We start from the raw sequence: 17054 nt of genomic DNA on the forward strand, positions 1-17054 counted from the left end.
CGCTACCGGCGCGACGCCGGCTCCCCACTTTCATTGGAGTAACGCTATGCATTGGGTCGATCCCGATTACCTGCCGGAAACCCGCGGCACGCTCGCCCGCTTCCTGCTCAATCCCAAGGCCGAGGTCGATGGCCTGCTGCTCGACGACGGCACCGAGGTGCATACCGCGCCACACCTGTCGGCGCAGTTGCTGAAAACGCTCAAGCCGGGCATCGCGCTCGGCGTGCGCGGGCTCAAGCCCTACGGTGTGGACATGCTGGTGGCGCTGGCGATCGATCCCGACGGTGGCAAGCGCATCGCCGATCGCGGGCCACATGGGCCGCACGCCGAGCACAAGCCGGGCAAGAAGCCGGAGAAAGCCGCAAAACCCGAGAAGCACGAAAAGCCCGCCAAGACCCAGCACAGCGGTGTGGTCGCGCGACTGTTGCACGGCCCGCACGGGCAGGTGCACGGCGCGCTGCTCGAAGACGACAGCACCGTGCGCTTCCCGCCGCACGCTGCCGCGCCCATGGCCAAGTGGTTGGCGGTGGGCAAGCCGCTGGCGGTGGAAGGCCACGCGCTGGCCTCGCCGCACGGCACGGTGATCCACGCGCAGGCCTTGGGCGCGAAAGCGTCGGCGTTGCAGCCGATCGCGCCCAAGCCGCATCCGCCCAAACCGCACGACGCCGACAAGCCCAAGCCCAAGCACTGAACCGGGTAGGGCGGGGCGGTCGCGGTGACGCGGCGGCCCCTGCGTTGCGTATCGTTTCGCGTCTGTCGCGGTGTCCGCGGCGGCGCTTTCAGGATTTCGCCATGTCGCTTATTCGCTGTGCGCCTCGCTACGGCTTCCCGCTTGCTTCCACCCGCATGGCGGTGCGGCGATGAGCGCGCGGCCGGCCGCCGCGTCTGGCGCCCGCCCGCGCGGCACGCGCGCGCTGGAAGCGCTGAACTTCACCCTGGCCGACGTGCAGGACGGGCTCGGTCCGTTCCTGAGTGTATTCCTGCAATCCAAGGGCTGGTCGCTGGCGGCGATCGGCTCGGTGATGAGCATCGGCGGCATCGCCGGCATGCTCGCGACCACGCCGGGCGGCGCGCTGGTCGATGCGACCCGGCGCAAGCGCAGCATCGTGGTGGTCGGCTGCACGTTGATCCTGCTGGCGTCGGCGCTGCTGTGGTGGTCGCCGAGCTTCGCCGGCGTGGTGACCGCGCAGGTGATGACCGCGCTCGCTGCCGCGGCGCTGGGTCCGGCGCTGTCAGGCATCACCCTGGGGCTGGTGCGGCAGGCCGGTTTCGATCACCAGATCGCGCGCAACCAGGTCGGCAGCCATGCCGGCAACGTGGTCGCGGCGGCGCTGGCCGGCCTGCTCGGCTGGAAGTTCGGCTTTGGCGCGGTGTTCGCGCTGACCGGCTGCTTCGGCGTGCTGGCGATCGCCTCGGTGCTGCTGATCCCGCGCGATGCGATCGACCATCGCGCCGCGCGCGGCCTGGCCGACGCCGACGCGCAGGGTGCCGCGCATGCCAGCGGCTGGTTGGTGTTGCTGACCTGCAAGCCGCTGCTGGTCTTGGCGTTGGCGCTCGCGCTGTTCCACCTGGGCAATGCGGCGATGCTGCCGCTGTACGGCATGGCCGTGGTCGCCGCGCACCAGGGCGATCCCAGTGCGCTGACCGCGACCACGATCATCGTCGCGCAGGCGACGATGGTGGTGGCCTCGCTGCTGGCGATGCGCCTGATCCGCGTGCGCGGGCATTGGTGGGTGATGCTGCTGACCTTCCTGGCGCTGCCGTTGCGCGGCCTGATCGCGGCCAGCCTGATCCATGCCTGGGGCGTGTTCCCGGTGCAGATTCTCGACGGCGTCGGCGCCGGCCTGCAGAGCGTGGTGGTGCCGGCGCTGGTGGCGCGGCTGCTGCAGGGCACCGGCCGGGTCAACGTCGGCCAGGGCGCGGTGATGACGGTGCAGGGCATCGGTGCGGCGCTGAGCCCCGCGCTGGGCGGCTGGATCGCGCAGGACTTCGGCTACCGCACCGCGTTCCTGCTGCTCGGCGGCATTTCGCTGCTGTCGCTGGCGCTGTGGGTGGGTTTTCGCAAGCAGTTGCTGCAGGTGGCCGGGGTGCCGACGGCGGAAGTCGCGGTGGCGCCAGCGCCGGCTTGATTCGCTGTCGCGACCGCGCTGCGCTGATCAGTCCAATGCCACGCCCGCGACCACATCGCAGGCGATGCCGGCAGCGGCCAGTTGCGCGGCCAGCTGCGCATGGGGCGGCTGCCGGAATGCGTCGCCGGGTTTCAGGCTGACCACGCGCTGCCCGGCCTGCACCTGCTCGATCAGCAGCGCCAGATGCGCGTCGGGATCGGACGGCAGTGGCTGCCGCGTCGCGTCGCGGCGCGCCAGGCCCAGCACCGCTGCGTCCACTGCCGGATCGCACAGCAACAGATCGGCCTGGTTCAACGCGCGCAGCGCCTTGAGCGTCAGCGCGCCGGGATCGCCGTTGCCGGTGCCGACCAGCCACACGCTGCCGCGGCGCGGCACGTCCTGCTCGCTGCGCTGCAGGGCGTCATGGAACGCCTGCTCGGCGGCCTGTGTCTGCCCGCTCTGCAGCAGCACCTGCACCGGGCCTTCCAGCACCTGCTCGAACCAGCGCCGGCGCTGCGCCAGCTGCGGCAGGCGCGCGCGGATCGCCTCGCGGTGGCGCGCGAACAACTGCGCCAGCTGCGCGTAGGAATGGTCCAGTTCGGTTTCCCAGCGCTCGCGCAGGCGCCGCGCCAGCATCGGCGCCGCGCCGCTGGAGGAGATCGCAACCAGCAATGGATCGCGGTCGATGATCGCCGGCACCTGGAACGTGGACAGCTCGGCGTCGTCGACCACGTTGACCAGCTTGCGGCGCTGCCCGGCCTGCGCCGCGAGTTCGCGATTGAAGGCGTTGTCGTCGGTGGCCGCGACCACCAGCCAGGCGTCGTCCAGCCATTGCGCATCGAACTGACCATCGACCCGCTGCAGCCGGCCCTGCGCCAGCCACTGCGCCACCGTGGCGTTGAGCGCGTGCGCGTACACCAGCACCTGCGCGCCGGCGTGCAGCAGCGCCTCGATCTTGCGCATCGCCACCTCGCCGCCGCCCACCACCAGCACGCGGCGCCCGCCCAGATCGGCGAACAAGGGATACAACGGCATGCGGACTCCTGCGGGGTGGGGACGGCTCGCGGCGGACGCGTGTTGCATGGCACCATGCGGCTCAGCCAACTTCCGTTAGCCAGGCCCGAATGCTGCGCGTCCTGCTGGTCAACGATACCGAAAAGCCGATCGGGCAGCTGCGCCAGGCGCTGCTCGACGCCGGCTACGAGGTGTTGGACGAAGTGGCGGCGGCGCCGGCGCTGCTCAAGGCGGTGTCCACCCAGCAGCCGGACGTGGTCATCATCGACGTCGATTCGCCCTCGCGCGATACCCTCGAGCAACTGGCGCTGATCCACCGCCAGGCGCCGCGTCCGGTGGTGATGTTCTCCGCCGACGGCGACGACCAACTGATCCGCGCCGCGGTGAGCGCCGGCGTCACCACCTACGTGGTCGACGGCCTTGCGCCGGCGCGGCTGGCGCCGATCGTGCAGGTGGCGCTGGCGCGCTTCGAGCAGGAAGCGGACATGCGCCGGCAACTGGACGAAGTGCAGGGCAAGCTGCGCGACCGCGAACAGATCGACCGCGCCAAGCGCCTGCTGATGGACAAGCGCGGCATGAGCGAGAACGAGGCCTATGCCGCGTTGCGGCAGCAGGCGATGAAGCAGGGACTGAAGCTGGCCGAGGTCGCCCAGCGCATCCTCGCGATGGCCGACTTGCTGGGATGAGGAAGCGATGAGCGCACCACTGCACCCCGAACCGCGCACCCTGCGCCTGGGCTACCTGCCGCTGATCGATTGCGCGCCGCTGGTCGCCGCGGTGCGGCTGGGCCTGGACCGCCACCACGGCCTGCGCCTGGACCTGCAGCGGCAGGCCTCGTGGGCGGCGGTGCGCGACAAGCTGCTGTCCGGCGAACTGGACGCGGCGCATGCGTTGGCCGGCCTGGTCTACGGCGTGGAATGCGGCATCGGTGGACCGCAGGCGGACATGGCGATCCTGCTCACGCTCAACCAGAACGGCCAGGCGATCACCCTGGCGCCGGCGTTGGCCGACGCGCTGACGCAAGGCACGCCGCTGCGCAGCGCACTGGCTGCGCTAGGTCGCCCGCCGGTGTTCGCGCAGACTTTCCCCACCGGCACCCACGCGATGTGGCTGTACTACTGGCTAGCGGCGCAGGGCGTGGATCCGATCGGCGACATCCAGGCGGTGACCCTGCCGCCGCCGCAGATGCCCGACGCGCTGGCGCGCGGCGAACTGGACGGCTACTGCGCCGGCGAACCGTGGGCGGCGCAGGCCGAAGCGATGGGCGTGGGCCGGCGCGCGATCCGCAGCGGCGAACTATGGCCCGGCCATCCGGAGAAAGTGCTGGCCTGCCGCCGCGCCTTCGCCGCGCTGCAGCCGGAACTGGCAACCGCGCTAACCGCCACGCTGCTCGACGCCTGCCGCTGGCTCGACGATGCCGCGCACCGCCGCGAGGCAGTAGCGTGGCTGGCCGATCCGGACGTGATCGGTTTGCCGGCCGAGCGCATCGCAGCGTGTCTGCTGCCGGGCGGCGACGCCGATGACGGTGCCGATCCGCAAGGGCTGCGCTTCCATGCGGGCGGTTTGGCGAACATGCCGTGGCTGTCGGATGGACGCTGGTTCCTGCAGCAGTTTCGGCGTTGGGGGTGGTTGCCGGCGAGCGAGGCGGGGACCGGGCAGGATGCGGCGTACGATGCGCAGATCGTGGCGCGGGTGCATCGGTTGGAGACGTATCGTGCGGCCGCTGCGCAGTTGGGGATTGAGGTGCCGGCGGGCGACGAGCGCGAGGATGGGTTGCCGGATTGGCACGATGCGCGCGCGCTTACTTAGCTATACAGCACGCTTTACCGCTGCGCGCGTTCTATCTTCAGCCGTGCCTGCGACTTGTCGTCCCCCAGCGCCGCCGCGCGTTCCAGCAGCGCCAGCGCGGTGGTGCGGTCGGCATCGCCGCCGCGTTCCAAGCGCATGAGCGCGGCGTTGTAGGCGGCAATGGCGCTGCCCTTGGCGGCCGCGTGTTCGAAGCCAGCGAGGGCCTTGTCCGGGCATAGGAACAGAACGTCCCAACCGGCCGCAGCCTGCGTCAACAGTGCCGGATCGGTGTCGGCAATATCGCCCTCCACGAACGCGGGCCAGCCGGCTACCAAGGGAACGAACAGGTCTGCGCCAGTAGGCAGGAAATACGAGCCGGCGCCTTCGCGCACGGTATAGGCCTGGTGCGTGGTGCGGCGTGAGCCGTCCTTGGAAAGCCACAGGAAACCGTCTTCGCCCACCACTGGAAAGTCATCCAATGCCTTGGATACGCGATCGGCCAGCGAAAGCACGCCCGGCCCCGGCGACACGCCGGTCCACGAGGCCAGCAGTTCGACGCGCTGCACTTTTTCGTCGCGTTGCGCACGGACGGCCGCGGCGACGTCTTCCGGGGTAAGAATGCGCCACTCTCCGTCGTACATGCGCCACGGACTGGCCTGCAGGCCAATGATGAAAACCGCAGCGCTGTCCGGCACGGCTTCCATGTAGTCGTAAAGCGCTTTCCCGGAATAGACGCAGCCGGCGGCTCCCTTGCTAGGCGAACAGGTTTTCACGCTGACCGAGCCCGAGAGCGGCAGGTGGTTGTCGCACGCCAATGCGGCGTTACTGAGCAGGCATAGGGCGAGCACGGCGCGTTTCATCTGATGGGCGAAGGGATTGCGATGGGAAGAGCCAGCGTGCGGCTTCCTGTGCGTTCCGGCAAGCGGGAGTCACCGTACGCTGCCTACTCAAACAGCGCTTGCGTCGAAGTGACGTAAGGCGTCAGTACGCGATGGTTGCCGCGACGCACAATAAAGGTGCGCCGCGCACCACTTGTGTTCGTTGAGGCTCGTAGCGGTGGCCGCACGATCAGGTGACAGGTTGCTGGAAAAATCCCCCAGCGCCTTGAATTTTATGGCAATTCTTCGGCTGCACCGACCCCCCAAACACTTGGCACACCAATTGCGATAGTCCCAGCGCGGATGCAACGGGGTGTCCGCACCAACTCGATTCGGCAGGTGGGCCAACGGCGGCCCGCCTGCCCAGACAACGGCGTCTTCCGGTGCGAACCGGACGGCGCCGTTTTCGTTTTCCCTCCCCTCGACTACCGCGCGCTGCGGGTGGTGTGCAGCGCTGCGGCCCAACGTTTCTCGGAGATGGCGCGGATGAATCGATCCTTCTGGCAAGCCGGGCATACGCCCACGTTGTTGTCGGCGTTCCTGTACTTCGACCTGAGCTTCATGGTCTGGTACCTGCTCGGTCCGCTGCAGGTGCAGATCGCCGCGGCGCTGCAACTGGATACGCAGCAGCGCGCGCTGATGGTGGCGGTGCCGATCCTGTGCGGGGCGGTGCTGCGGCTGTTCCTGGGCATGCTCGCCGATGTGATCGGCGCCAAGCGCGCGGGGATGCTGGCGCAGGTGCTGGTGATCGTGGCGCTGGCGGTGGCGTGGCAATTGGGCGTGCACAGTTTCGCGCAGGTGCTGCTGCTGGGGCTGATGCTGGGCGTGGCCGGGGCCTCGTTCGCGGTGGCGCTGCCGCTGGCCTCGCGCTGGTATCCGCCGCAGCACCAGGGCACGGCGATGGGCATCGCCGGCGCCGGCAATTCCGGCACAGTGTTCGCGGCGCTGTTCGCGCCGGTGCTGGCCACGGCGTTCGGCTACCAGGCGGTGTTCGGGCTGGCCTGCATCCCGCTGCTGTTGACCTTGCTGGTGTTCGCGGCGTTCGCCAAGGACGCGCCGGTGGAGGTGCCGCGCAAGCATCTGGGCGACTACGCGCGGGTGCTGGTCGGCAACCGCGATTCGTGGTGGTTCATGCTGTTCTACGCGATCACCTTCGGCGGTTTCGCCGGGTTCGCCAGCGCCTTGCCCGGCTACTTCCACGATCAGTTCGACTTCTCGCCGAAGCTCGCCGGCTGGGCCACCGCGGCGTGCGTGCTGGCCGGCTCGGTGATGCGTCCGCTCGGCGGTGCGCTGGCCGATCGCATCGGCGGCACGCGCACGCTGCTGTCGATCTATCTGCTGGTGGCGTTGCTGGTGGCCGCCGCGGCGGTCGGGGTCGGCGGTCCTGCGGCGACGGTGGCGCTGTTCGTGCTGACCCTGCTGTGCATGGGCACCGGCAACGGCGCGGTGTTCCAACTGGTGCCGCAGCGTTTCGGCCGCGACATCGGGCTGATGACCGGGTTGATCGGCATGGCCGGCGGCATCGGCGGCTTCCTGCTCGCCGCGGGGCTGGGCATCGTCAAGCAGCACACCGGCAGCTATGCGCTGGGGCTGTGGCTGTTCGCCGGCTGCGCGCTGCTGGCCTGGGGCCTGCTGTCCAACGTCAAGCAGCACTGGCGCAGCCAATGGGCCGCGGCCGGCGCGGCGCGCGTCTGATCCTCTCCACCGAAGCGAGACTCGCATGAACAAGCCAAGACTGGTGGTGGTGGGCAACGGCATGGCCGGCATCCGCACCGTGGAAGAACTGCTCAAGCTGATGCCGGGGATGTACGACATCACCGTGTTCGGCGCCGAGCCGCATCCCAACTACAACCGCATCCTGCTGTCGCCGGTGCTGGCCGGCGAACAGCGGTTCGAGGAGATCGTGCTCAATCCGCTGGCCTGGTACGCGGAGCACGGCATCCGCCTGCACGTGGGCAAGGAAGTCACCCGCATCGACCGGATCAAGCGCAAGGTGATCGCCGCCGACGGCACCGAGGCGCCGTACGACCGCCTGCTGCTGGCCACCGGCTCGCTGCCGATCGTGCTGCCGGTGCCGGGCAAGGAGCTGAAGGGCGTGATCGGCTACCGCGACATGCACGACACGCAGACCATGATCGACACCGCCACGCGCAAGCGCCACGCGGTGGTGATTGGCGGCGGGCTGCTCGGCCTGGAGGCGGCGAATGGACTCAAGCAGCGCGGCATGCAGGTGACCGTGGTGCACCTGGCCGACTGGCTGCTGGAGCGCCAGCTCGACCCGGTCGCCGGGCAGTTGCTGCAGCGCTCGCTCAGCGAACGCGGCCTGGAGTTTCGCCTCGGCACCTCCACCACCGAACTGGTCGGCAATGCAGACGGCGAAGTGGTGGCGGTGAAGTTCTCCGACGGCAGCGAGGTGCCGGCCGACCTGGTGGTGATGGCCGCCGGCATCCGCCCCAACATCGCGCTGGCGCAGGCCGCCGGGATCCACTGCACGCGTGGCATCGTGGTCAACGACACGCTGCAGACCTTCGACCCGCGGGTGTACGCGGTCGGCGAATGCGCCAGCCACCGCGGCATCGCCTACGGCCTGGTCGCGCCGCTGTTCGAGCAGGCCAAGATCTGCGCCAACCACCTGGCCGGGTTCGGCATCGGCATCTACCGCGGCTCGGTGGCCTCGACCAAGCTCAAGGTCACCAGCATCGACCTGTTCTCCGCCGGCGATTTCATGGGCGGGGAGGGCAGCGAGGAGATCGTGCTGTCCGATCCGGCCGGCGGCGTCTACAAGAAGCTGGTGCTGAAGGACGACAAGCTGGTCGGCGCCTGTCTGTACGGCGATACCAACGACGGCGCCTGGTATTTCCAGTTGCTCAAGGACGCCAGCCCGATCGGCGAGCGCCGCGAGCGGCTGATGTTCGGCGAAAGCGCGCTCGGCGACGCCGGCACCGCCGGCCAGGACCGTGCCAGCGCGATGCGCGACAGCGACGAGGTCTGCGGCTGCAACGGCGTGTGCAAGGGCACCATCGTCAAGGCGATCAACGCGCAAGGCCTGTTCACCGTCGACGAGGTCAAGAAGCAGACCAAGGCGGCCAGTTCCTGCGGCTCGTGCACCGGCCTGGTCGAGCAGATCCTGATGAACTGCCTGGGCTCCAATTTCCAGCAGACGCCAAAGACCAAGGCGGTGTGCGGCTGCACCGACCTCAGCCACGGCGAGGTGCGCCAGGCGATCCGCGAGGGCAGGCTGCTCACCCATGGCGCGGTGTACGCGCAGTTGCAGTGGCGCAGTCCCAACGGCTGCGCCACCTGCCGCCCGGCGATCAACTACTACCTGCTGTCGACCTGGCCGCGCGAGGCGGTGGACGATCCGCAGTCGCGCTTCATCAACGAGCGCGCCCACGCCAACATCCAAAAGGACGGCACCTTCTCGGTGATCCCGCAGATGAAGGGCGGGGTGACCAACGCCTCGGAACTGCGCCGCATCGCCGACGTGGCCGACAAGTACGCGGTGCCGATGGTCAAGGTCACCGGCGGCCAGCGCATCGACCTGCTCGGCATCCGCAAGGAAGACCTGGTGGGCGTGTGGAAGGACCTGGGGATGAATTCCGGGCACGCCTACGGCAAGTCGATCCGCACGGTGAAGACCTGCGTGGGCAGCGAGTTCTGCCGCTTCGGCACGCAGAACAGCACGCAGATGGGCATCGACCTGGAAACGATGCTGGCCAACATGTGGAGCCCGCACAAGGTGAAGCTGGCGGTGTCCGGCTGCCCGCGCAACTGCGCCGAATCCGGGATCAAGGACGTGGGCATCATCGCGGTGGAGTCGGGCTGGGAGCTGCACATCGGCGGCAACGGCGGCATGAAGACCGAGGTCGCCAAGTTCCTGGTCAAGGTCAGGACCGCCGAGGAGGTGAAGGAATACACCGGCGCATTCCTGCAGCTGTACCGCGAGGAGGCCTACTACCTGGACCGCACCGTGCACTACATCGAGCGCGTGGGCATGGACTACGTCCGCCAGCGCGTAATCGAGGACGCGGCCAACCGGCGCGCGCTGTACGAGCGGCTGCTGTACGCGCTGGAAGGCCTGCCCGATCCGTGGGCGGAGCGCATCGCCGGGGCCAGGCAGCGCGAATTCCAGCCGCTGCGCGTGGCCGCGCCGTTGGCGCTGGTGGAGGACTGAGCGATGAATGCAGCCGCTTCCGACCTCGTCGCGTCCGACAGCAGCAGCGCCGTCGACGCCGGCACCCGCCACTGGATCCGCATCTGCCGGCTCGACGACATCCCTGCGCTCGGCGCGCGGGTGCTGGAGATCGCCGGCGTCGATCCGATCGCGCTGTTCCGCACCGCCGGCGACCGCGTGTTCGCACTGGTCGATCGTTGCCCGCACAAGGGCGGGCCGCTGTCGCAGGGCATCGTCGCCGGCGACAGCGTCACCTGCCCGCTGCACAACTGGAACATCGCCCTGGACAGCGGCCAGGCCTGCGCGCCGGACGTGGGCTGCGCGCGCCGCTATCCGGTGCGGGTGGACGACGGCGACGTGTGGCTGTCGTTGCAGGGCGCCGGTTGATGGACGGCGCGCACGTGCCCGCAGCGAGCGCGGCCGCGGACAACGCGGCGCGGCGCACGCTGACCCGTTCCACCTGCTGCTACTGCGGCGTCGGCTGTGGCGTGCTGATCGAGACCGAGCATGGCGCCGATGGCGCGGCGCGCATCGTCGGCATCGAAGGCGACCCGGAACACCCGGCCAACTACGGCCGGCTGTGCAGCAAGGGCCGCACCTTGCCGGAGAGCGTGCGCAGCCTGCATGGCCGCGCGCTGCAGCCGGAACTGCGCACGCACCGCGACGCGCCGCGGCGTGCGGTGGATTGGGCGGTGGCGCTGGACAGCGTGGCCGAGCGCCTGGCCGGCATCGTCGAGCGGCACGGGCCGGACGCGGTGGCGTTCTACCTGTCGGGGCAGCTGCTGACCGAGGACTACTACGTCTTCAACAAGCTGGCCAAGGGCCTAATCGGCACCAACAACATCGACACCAATTCGCGGCTGTGCATGTCCAGCGCGGTCAGCGGCTACAAGCTGGCACTGGGCGCGGACGGCCCGCCGACCTGCTACGAAGACCTGGAGCTGGCCAGGACCGTGCTGCTGGCCGGCAGCAACATGGCCTATGCGCATCCTGTGCTGTTCCGCCGGCTCGAGGACGCGCGCGCGCGCGATCCGGACGTGCGCTGGATCGTGGTCGATCCGCGCCGCACCGACACCGCGGCGATGGCCGACCTGCACCTGCCGATCCAGCCCGGCACCGACGTGGCGCTGTTCAACGGCATGCTGCACCACCTGATCTGGGAAGACCGCATCGACCGCGCGTTCATCGCCGCGCATACGCAGGGCTTCGCCGAGCTGCGGCAGACGCTGCGCGAATACACCCCGGCAATGGCCGCCGATATCTGCGGCGTGCCGGTCGCCGACCTGGTGCAGGCGGCGGAATGGTTCGGCCGCGATGCGCCTGCACTGTCGCTGTACTGCATGGGCCTGAACCAGTCCGCGCACGGCACCGACAAGAACCTGGCGCTGATCCACCTGCACCTGGCCACCGCGCAGATCGGCAAGCCCGGCGCCGGCCCGTTCTCGCTGACCGGGCAGCCGAACGCGATGGGCGGGCGCGAGGTCGGCGGCATGGCGACGATGCTGGCCGCGCACCGCGAGATCGCCAGCGCCAGCGATCGCGCCGAGCTGGAAGCGCTGTGGCAACTGCCGGCCGAGCGCCTATCGGCGCGCCCGGGCCTGCCGGCGGTGGCGCTGTTCGATGCGCTGCGCCGCGGCGAGGTCAAGGCGGTGTGGATCGCCTGCACCAATCCCGTGCACTCGATGCCGGACATCGCACAGGTGCGCGATGCGCTGCGCCAGGCCGAGCTGGTGATCGTGCAGGAAGCCTTCGTGCACACCGACACCGTGCCCTACGCCGACGTGCTGCTGCCGGCGGCGAGCTGGGGCGAGAAGGATGGCACGGTGACCAACTCCGAGCGCCGCGTCTCGCGCGTGCGCAAGGCGCTGCCGGCAGCGGGCGCGGCCAGGCCCGACTGGTGGATCGCCAGCGAGGTGGCGCGGCGGCTGGAAGCGCGGCTGGATGCGCCGGCAGCCGGCTCGCGCTTCGGCTTCGCCGATACCGCGGCGGTGTTCGACGAGCACCGTGCATTGACGGTTGGCCGCGACCTGGACATCGGCGGACTCGACTACGCGCGGCTGGACGCGCAAGGCCCGCAGCAATGGCCGCTGCCGGCCGGCGCCGCGCACGGCCAGGCGCGGCGTTACGCCGATGGCGTGTTCGCCACCGCCGACGGCCGTGCGCGCTTCCATCCCACGCCGTACAAGCCGGTGGCCGAGCCGACCTCGGCGCGTTTCCCGTTGAGACTTTTGACCGGGCGCCTGCGCGACCAGTGGCACGGCATGTCGCGCAGCGGGCGGGTGCCGTCGCTGTTCGCGCACAGTCCGCAGCCGGGCCTGCGCATGCATCCGCAGGACGCCGCACGGCGCGGGCTGCGCGACGGCGACTTGGTGCGCATCGTCAGCAAGCGCGGCAGCCTGGTGTTGCCGCTGCAAGCGTGCGAGGAAATGCGCTCGGGCGACGTGTTCGCGGCGATGCACTGGAACGCGCAGTTCCTGGACAGCGGCGGCATCAACGAACTCAGCCTGGGCACGGTGGACGCGCGTTCGCAGCAGCCAGAGCTCAAGCACGCCGCGGTGCGCGTGGAGAAGGCCGAATTCGGCTGGCACCTGCTGCTGGCGCGGCGCGGCGATGCGCTCGCGCTGCAGGCCGCGGCGCAACCGTGGTTGCGCGACTTCGGCTATGCCGCGTTGAGCCTGCAGGCCGAGGCCGGCGAACAGGAGCAGGCGTGGCTGGTGCTGCGTGCCGCCGCCGAGCAGGCACCGGTCCCCGCGCAGTTGGAGGAACTGGCCGCAGCGCTGGTGCTGGCCGGTGGCGATGCCGACACCCTCGAATACCGCGACGCACGCCGCGGCCTGCTCAAGCGCGTGGCCTGGCGCGGCGCCGCGCCGGTCAGTCATCTCGATGGCCTGCTGTTGGCCGGCGCGCAGCGCGATACCGGCGGTGAAGCGTTGCTCGAGCGCGCATTGAGCGGCGAAGCCTGGCACGGCGCGCGGCTGGCGGCATTCGCCCAGGCCGGCGGCGCGGCGCGCGATCCGGTGGTGTGCCAGTGCACCCAGGTGCGCGAATCGGCGATCCGCGTCGAAGCCGCGCGTGGCGCGGCACCCGCCGAGATCCGCACGCGGCTGGGCTGCGGCAGCGTATGTGGTTCGTGCATGCCGCAGGTGCTGCGGCTTTGCGCCACGGCGGTGCGCGCATGAACGGTCGCAACTTCCAGATCGCCTGTGTGCCGGCTGTCGAGTGCGCAGAAAGTGCTGTGGGTGCCCGTCCTCCTTGCCACGCGAATGACGAAATGCGGCGAAAGCGCGCGTGGCGGCCGCGGGTAGGTGCCGTTGCGGATGCGCGCAACTGTGCACCGGCGGTTGCGAGGTCTCGAGTGTTGTTCCTTCTTTCTGGGTGGAGTCTGCAATGAACGATGCAAGCGTGTCGGGTGTGCGTGGTGGCGGTGGCGTGGTGCTGCTGTCGGCGGGTCCTGGCGACCTGGAACTGCTGACGCTGAAGGCGGTCAAGGCGCTGGCCGCGGCGCAGGTGCTGTTGCTCGACGATCTTGTCAATCCCGACATCGTGCAGTTCGCGCCGCAGGCGCGGGTGATCCGCGTCGGCAAGCGCGGCGGCTGCCGGTCCACACCGCAGAATTTCATCTGCCGGCTGATGCGGCGCTATGCGCTGCAGGGCTCCAACGTGGTGCGCGCCAAGGGCGGTGAAGCGCTGCTGTTCGGCCGCGCCGGCGAGGAGATCGCGTTCCTGCGCGCGTCGGGCGTGGAGGTGCGTATCGTCAATGGCGTCAGTGCCGGGTTCGCGGCGGCGGCCGGGCTGGGCATGTCGCTGACCCATCGCGATCACTGCCACGGCATCACCTTCGTCACCGCGCACACCCAGGACCATGGCGAGCCGGATTGGGCGGCGCTGTGCGCCACCCGCACCACGCTGGCGATCTACATGGGCATGGGCCGCATCGCGGCGCTGACGGCGGCCTTGCTGCGCCACCTGCCCGGCGCTACGCCGGCGGCGGTGGTGCAGTCGGCGAGCCTGCCGCAGCAGACGCAGTTGCTGACGACGCTCGAGCGCCTGGCGGCCGATGTGGAAGGCCTGCGCGTCGGCGCACCCGGCGTGATCCTGATCGGCGGCGCGGTGGGCGAAGCGCAGGTGCAGTTCGCGCAGTTGCACGCACTGCAGGCGATAGCATGATTCCTTGTGGGAGCGACTTCAGTCGCGACCGGCTTCACCGGTAAAGCCCGTCGCGACTCATGGCTCGAGGCCACCCAGAGTCGCTCCCACAAATGACAGCATCGGCATCGAAAATTCGCCAGCGCTCCCTGTAGGAGCGGCTTCAGCCGCGACGAACGCAGTCGCAGTGCGTCCACATCGCACAACGCCCCGAAGCCGACGACCTCGAGCCATCGCGGCATCTTGAACACGAATGGGCTGCCGGCTACGGATACAGTCGCGGCTGAAGCCGCTCCTACAGTGCACCGCATGCAATGTGCCGCGGTCCTGTAGGAGCGGCTTCAGCCGCGACGAGCGGAGTCGAAATGTCTCGGCATCGCAGAACGCTCCGAAGTCGATGACCTTGAGCCATCGCGACATCTTGAACCCGGATGGGCTGCCGGCTGCGGATACGGTCGCGGCTGAAGCCGCTCCTACATAGGCGGGTTTGTCTGTGCGGAGAGCGGCCCAGCAATCGATCTGGGCCGCTGTGTGCTACCGCTTCGGGTTACGCCGCTGGTGCCGGCGGCGGCGCCGCATTCTGGTGTTGGGACGCGGCGACCTTGCCGTCGCGTTCCGCGGCCAGCAGGGTCAGCGAGCGGCAGATGCCATGCCATTGCGAGCCTCCGGGCAGGCCGTGTTCGTGATCGCGTTCGGCGGTGTCGATCAACACGCGCCAGTGCTCGCCTTCGACCATCGGCAAGGTGAAGGTCACGTCCTCGGTGGCGCCGTTGACGATCATCAGCAAGGTCACGTTCGACGCCGCCTGGCGCAGGCCGCTGGATGGCGCCCTGCCGTCCAGGCGCATCATCAGCGCGCGGGCGTGCGGGTCGTGCCAGGATGCCTCGTTCATTTCCTCGCCGTCCGGCGCCAGCCAGCTCACGTCCTTGATGCCCAGCTCTTCGTCGTAGACGCCGTCGAAGAAGCGCGCGCGGTGCAGCAGCGGGTAGTGCGCGCGCAGATGGGTCAGGCGCGTCACGAACGCGGTCAGCCGTTGCGCGCGCTCGCCGCTTTCCCAGTTCAGCCAGGTCAGTTCGTTGTCCTGGCAGTAGGTGTTGTTGTTGCCGCCCTTGCTGCGCCCGAACTCGTCGCCGGCCAGCAGCATCGGCGTGCCCTGCGACAGCAGCAGCGTGGCCAGCATGTTGCGCATCTGCCGCAGGCGCAGCGCGTTGACCTGCTCGTCGTCGCTCTCGCCTTCCACGCCGTAGTTGGCCGAGATGTTGTTGTCCGAACCGTCGCGGTTGTCTTCGCCGTTGGCTTCGTTGTGCTTGTGCTCGTAGCTGACCAGGTCGTGCAGGGTGAAGCCGTCGTGGGCGGTGACGAAGTTGACCGAGGCGGTGGGGCGGCGGCCGCGGTGGTTGAACAGGTCGGCCGAGCCGGTCAGGCGCGTGGCCAGTTCCGCCAGCTGGCCTTCGTCGCCGCGCCAGAACGCGCGCACGTTGTCGCGGAACTTGTCGTTCCATTCCGACCAGCCGGGTGGGAAGCCGCCGACCTGGTAACCGCCGGGACCCACGTCCCACGGTTCGGCGATCAGCTTGACCTGGCTCAGCAGCGGATCCTGGCGGCAGGCGTCGAGGAAGCCGCCCTTCGGGTCGAAGCCGTGATGCTCGCGGCCGAGGATGGTGGCCAGGTCGAAGCGGAATCCGTCCACGTGCATCTCCGACACCCAGTAGCGCAGCGAGTCGTTGACCATGCGCAGCGCGCCGGCATTGGTCAGGTCGAAGGTGTTGCCGGTGCCGGTGTCGTTGATATAGAAGCGGCGGTTCTCGGCCAGACGGTAGTAGCTGGCGTTGTCGATGCCCTTGAACGACAGCGTCGGCCCCAGTTCGTTGCCTTCGGCGGTGTGGTTGTAGACCACGTCCAGGATCACTTCCAGCCCGGCGTGGTGCAGCCGCGCCACCATCTGCTTGAACTCGGCCACGGTGCGCGTGGCCATGTAGCGCGGCTGCGGCGCGAAGAAGCCGATGGTGTTGTAGCCCCAGTAGTTGCGCAGGCCCTGCTTGAGCAGGTATTCGTCGTCGACGAAGGCGTGCACCGGCAGCAGCTCCACCGCGGTCATGCCGAGCCGCTTGATGTGCTCCACCACCTCGTCCACCTTGAGCCCGGAGAAGGTGCCGCGCCAGGCCTCGGGCACCGACGGGTGGCGCATGGTGGTGCCGCGCACGTGGGTCTCGTAGATCACCGTGCGGTCCCACGGCGTCTGCAGACGCTGGTCCTTGCCCCAGGTGAAGGCCGGATCGATCACCGCGCACTTGGGCACGTAGGCGGCGCTGTCGCGGCGGTCGAAGCTCAGGTCCGCGTCCTTGTGGCCGATGGTGTAGCCGAATAGCGCGGGCGCCCATTTCAGCTCGCCGACCAGTTGCTTGGCGTAGGGATCGAGCAGCAGCTTGTTGGGATTGAAGCGGTGCCCGGCGTCGGGCGCGTAAGGACCATACACGCGATAGCCATACAACTGGCCGGGGCGCGCGTCGGGCAGGTAGCCGTGCCAGATCTCGTCGGTGTACTCGGGCAGCACGATGCGCTCGACCTCGCGGCCGCGTTCGTCGAACAGGCACAGCTCGACCTTGGTGGCGTTGCTCGAGTACAGCGCGAAATTGACGCCCAGGCCGTCCCAGGTGGCGCCGAGCGGATAGGAGCGGCCTTCGCGAATGCGGGAGCGGCGGGCGAGCTTGCGAAGCGGCATGCGAAATCCTTACGACGTGGCGGGGCCGTTGCCGGCCGGGGAAAGCGAGTGGTCTTGCGGATCGGCGCGGGCTTCGGCGTCGACCAGGCGTTCGGCCATGGCCCAGTGGCGGGCGGCGCGGCCGTCGGGCCGGCCTTCGGCTTCCCAGATTTCGTGTGCGAGTTGTTCGATGCGGCGCTGGCGTGTGTCTGCGTCCATGGCGGTCTTGTCAGGGGAAGGTGGCC

Annotated in this window: 13 protein-coding genes; 9 read left to right on the forward strand and 4 right to left on the reverse strand. The window is 69.4% G+C overall.

Annotated features, from left to right (window positions below; translation table 11 throughout):
* Positions 1 to 46 precede the first annotated feature (46 nt).
* Together HEP75_RS03535 and HEP75_RS03540 are read left to right on the forward strand one after the other, a co-directional pair.
* A complete protein-coding gene (locus tag HEP75_RS03535) occupies positions 47 to 691 on the forward strand; it encodes a hypothetical protein (RefSeq protein WP_185825473.1) in 645 nt (214 codons plus the stop codon).
* 169 nt (positions 692 to 860) lie between these two features.
* Complete coding sequence (locus HEP75_RS03540) at positions 861 to 2129, forward strand: MFS transporter (RefSeq protein ID WP_185825474.1); 1269 nt, start codon at positions 861 to 863, stop codon at positions 2127 to 2129.
* Positions 2130 to 2156: 27 nt separating this feature from the next.
* Here the strand turns inward: HEP75_RS03540 and HEP75_RS03545 are convergent, their stop codons facing one another.
* Positions 2157 to 3143: an NAD(P)-dependent oxidoreductase gene (locus tag HEP75_RS03545; protein WP_185825475.1), complete on the reverse strand. Its 987-nt coding sequence runs from the start codon at positions 3141 to 3143 to the stop codon at positions 2157 to 2159.
* 92 nt (positions 3144 to 3235) lie between these two features.
* Between HEP75_RS03545 and HEP75_RS03550 the strand changes: the two genes are divergently transcribed.
* A complete protein-coding gene (locus HEP75_RS03550; RefSeq protein WP_185816480.1) occupies positions 3236 to 3808 on the forward strand; it encodes an ANTAR domain-containing protein in 573 nt (190 codons plus the stop codon).
* 7 nt (positions 3809 to 3815) lie between these two features.
* The gene (locus tag HEP75_RS03555) at positions 3816 to 4931 is read left to right on the forward strand and encodes a CmpA/NrtA family ABC transporter substrate-binding protein (RefSeq protein WP_185825476.1); all 1116 of its coding nucleotides are present in this window, start codon (positions 3816 to 3818) and stop codon (positions 4929 to 4931) included.
* A 14-nt stretch (positions 4932 to 4945) separates the two neighbouring features.
* On the opposite strand, the gene HEP75_RS03560 is transcribed toward HEP75_RS03555, so the two are convergent.
* Positions 4946 to 5770, reverse strand: coding sequence for a hypothetical protein (locus tag HEP75_RS03560; RefSeq protein ID WP_185825477.1), 825 nt, complete (start codon positions 5768 to 5770; stop codon positions 4946 to 4948).
* A 543-nt stretch (positions 5771 to 6313) separates the two neighbouring features.
* On the opposite strand from HEP75_RS03560, the gene HEP75_RS03565 reads away from it, so the two are divergent.
* The 5 genes from HEP75_RS03565 (at position 6314) to cobA (ending at position 14129) form a co-directional block, all read left to right on the forward strand.
* Entirely contained in the window at positions 6314 to 7483 is a 1170-nt protein-coding gene (locus HEP75_RS03565; protein WP_185826480.1) for a nitrate/nitrite transporter, read from the forward strand.
* A gap of 61 nt (positions 7484 to 7544) precedes the next feature.
* Positions 7545 to 9962 carry a nitrite reductase large subunit NirB gene (gene nirB, locus HEP75_RS03570; protein WP_255424069.1) on the forward strand — a complete coding sequence of 806 codons (2418 nt, stop codon included), beginning with the start codon at positions 7545 to 7547 and terminating at the stop codon, positions 9960 to 9962.
* 3 nt (positions 9963 to 9965) lie between these two features.
* Positions 9966 to 10349, forward strand: a complete 384-nt coding sequence (gene nirD / locus HEP75_RS03575) for a nitrite reductase small subunit NirD (protein WP_185825479.1) — start codon at positions 9966 to 9968, stop codon at positions 10347 to 10349.
* Positions 10349 to 13141, forward strand: a complete 2793-nt coding sequence (locus HEP75_RS03580) for a nitrate reductase (protein ID WP_185825480.1) — start codon at positions 10349 to 10351, stop codon at positions 13139 to 13141. The genes nirD and HEP75_RS03580 overlap by 1 nt, the downstream gene beginning before the upstream one ends.
* 250 nt (positions 13142 to 13391) lie before the next feature.
* Positions 13392 to 14129, forward strand: coding sequence for a uroporphyrinogen-III C-methyltransferase (gene cobA, locus HEP75_RS03585; protein WP_221899324.1), 738 nt, complete (start codon positions 13392 to 13394; stop codon positions 14127 to 14129).
* A 526-nt stretch (positions 14130 to 14655) separates the two neighbouring features.
* Here cobA and glgX read toward each other — a convergent pair.
* Positions 14656 to 16830 carry a glycogen debranching protein GlgX gene (gene glgX / locus HEP75_RS03590; RefSeq protein ID WP_185822152.1) on the reverse strand — a complete coding sequence of 725 codons (2175 nt, stop codon included), beginning with the start codon at positions 16828 to 16830 and terminating at the stop codon, positions 14656 to 14658.
* Positions 16831 to 16839: 9 nt separating this feature from the next.
* Entirely contained in the window at positions 16840 to 17028 is a 189-nt protein-coding gene (locus HEP75_RS03595) for a DUF2934 domain-containing protein (RefSeq protein WP_038238289.1), read from the reverse strand.
* Positions 17029 to 17054 lie beyond the last annotated feature (26 nt).

The sequence above is a fragment of the Xanthomonas sp. SI genome (genome assembly GCF_014236855.1).
GTDB lineage: Bacteria > Pseudomonadota > Gammaproteobacteria > Xanthomonadales > Xanthomonadaceae > Xanthomonas_A.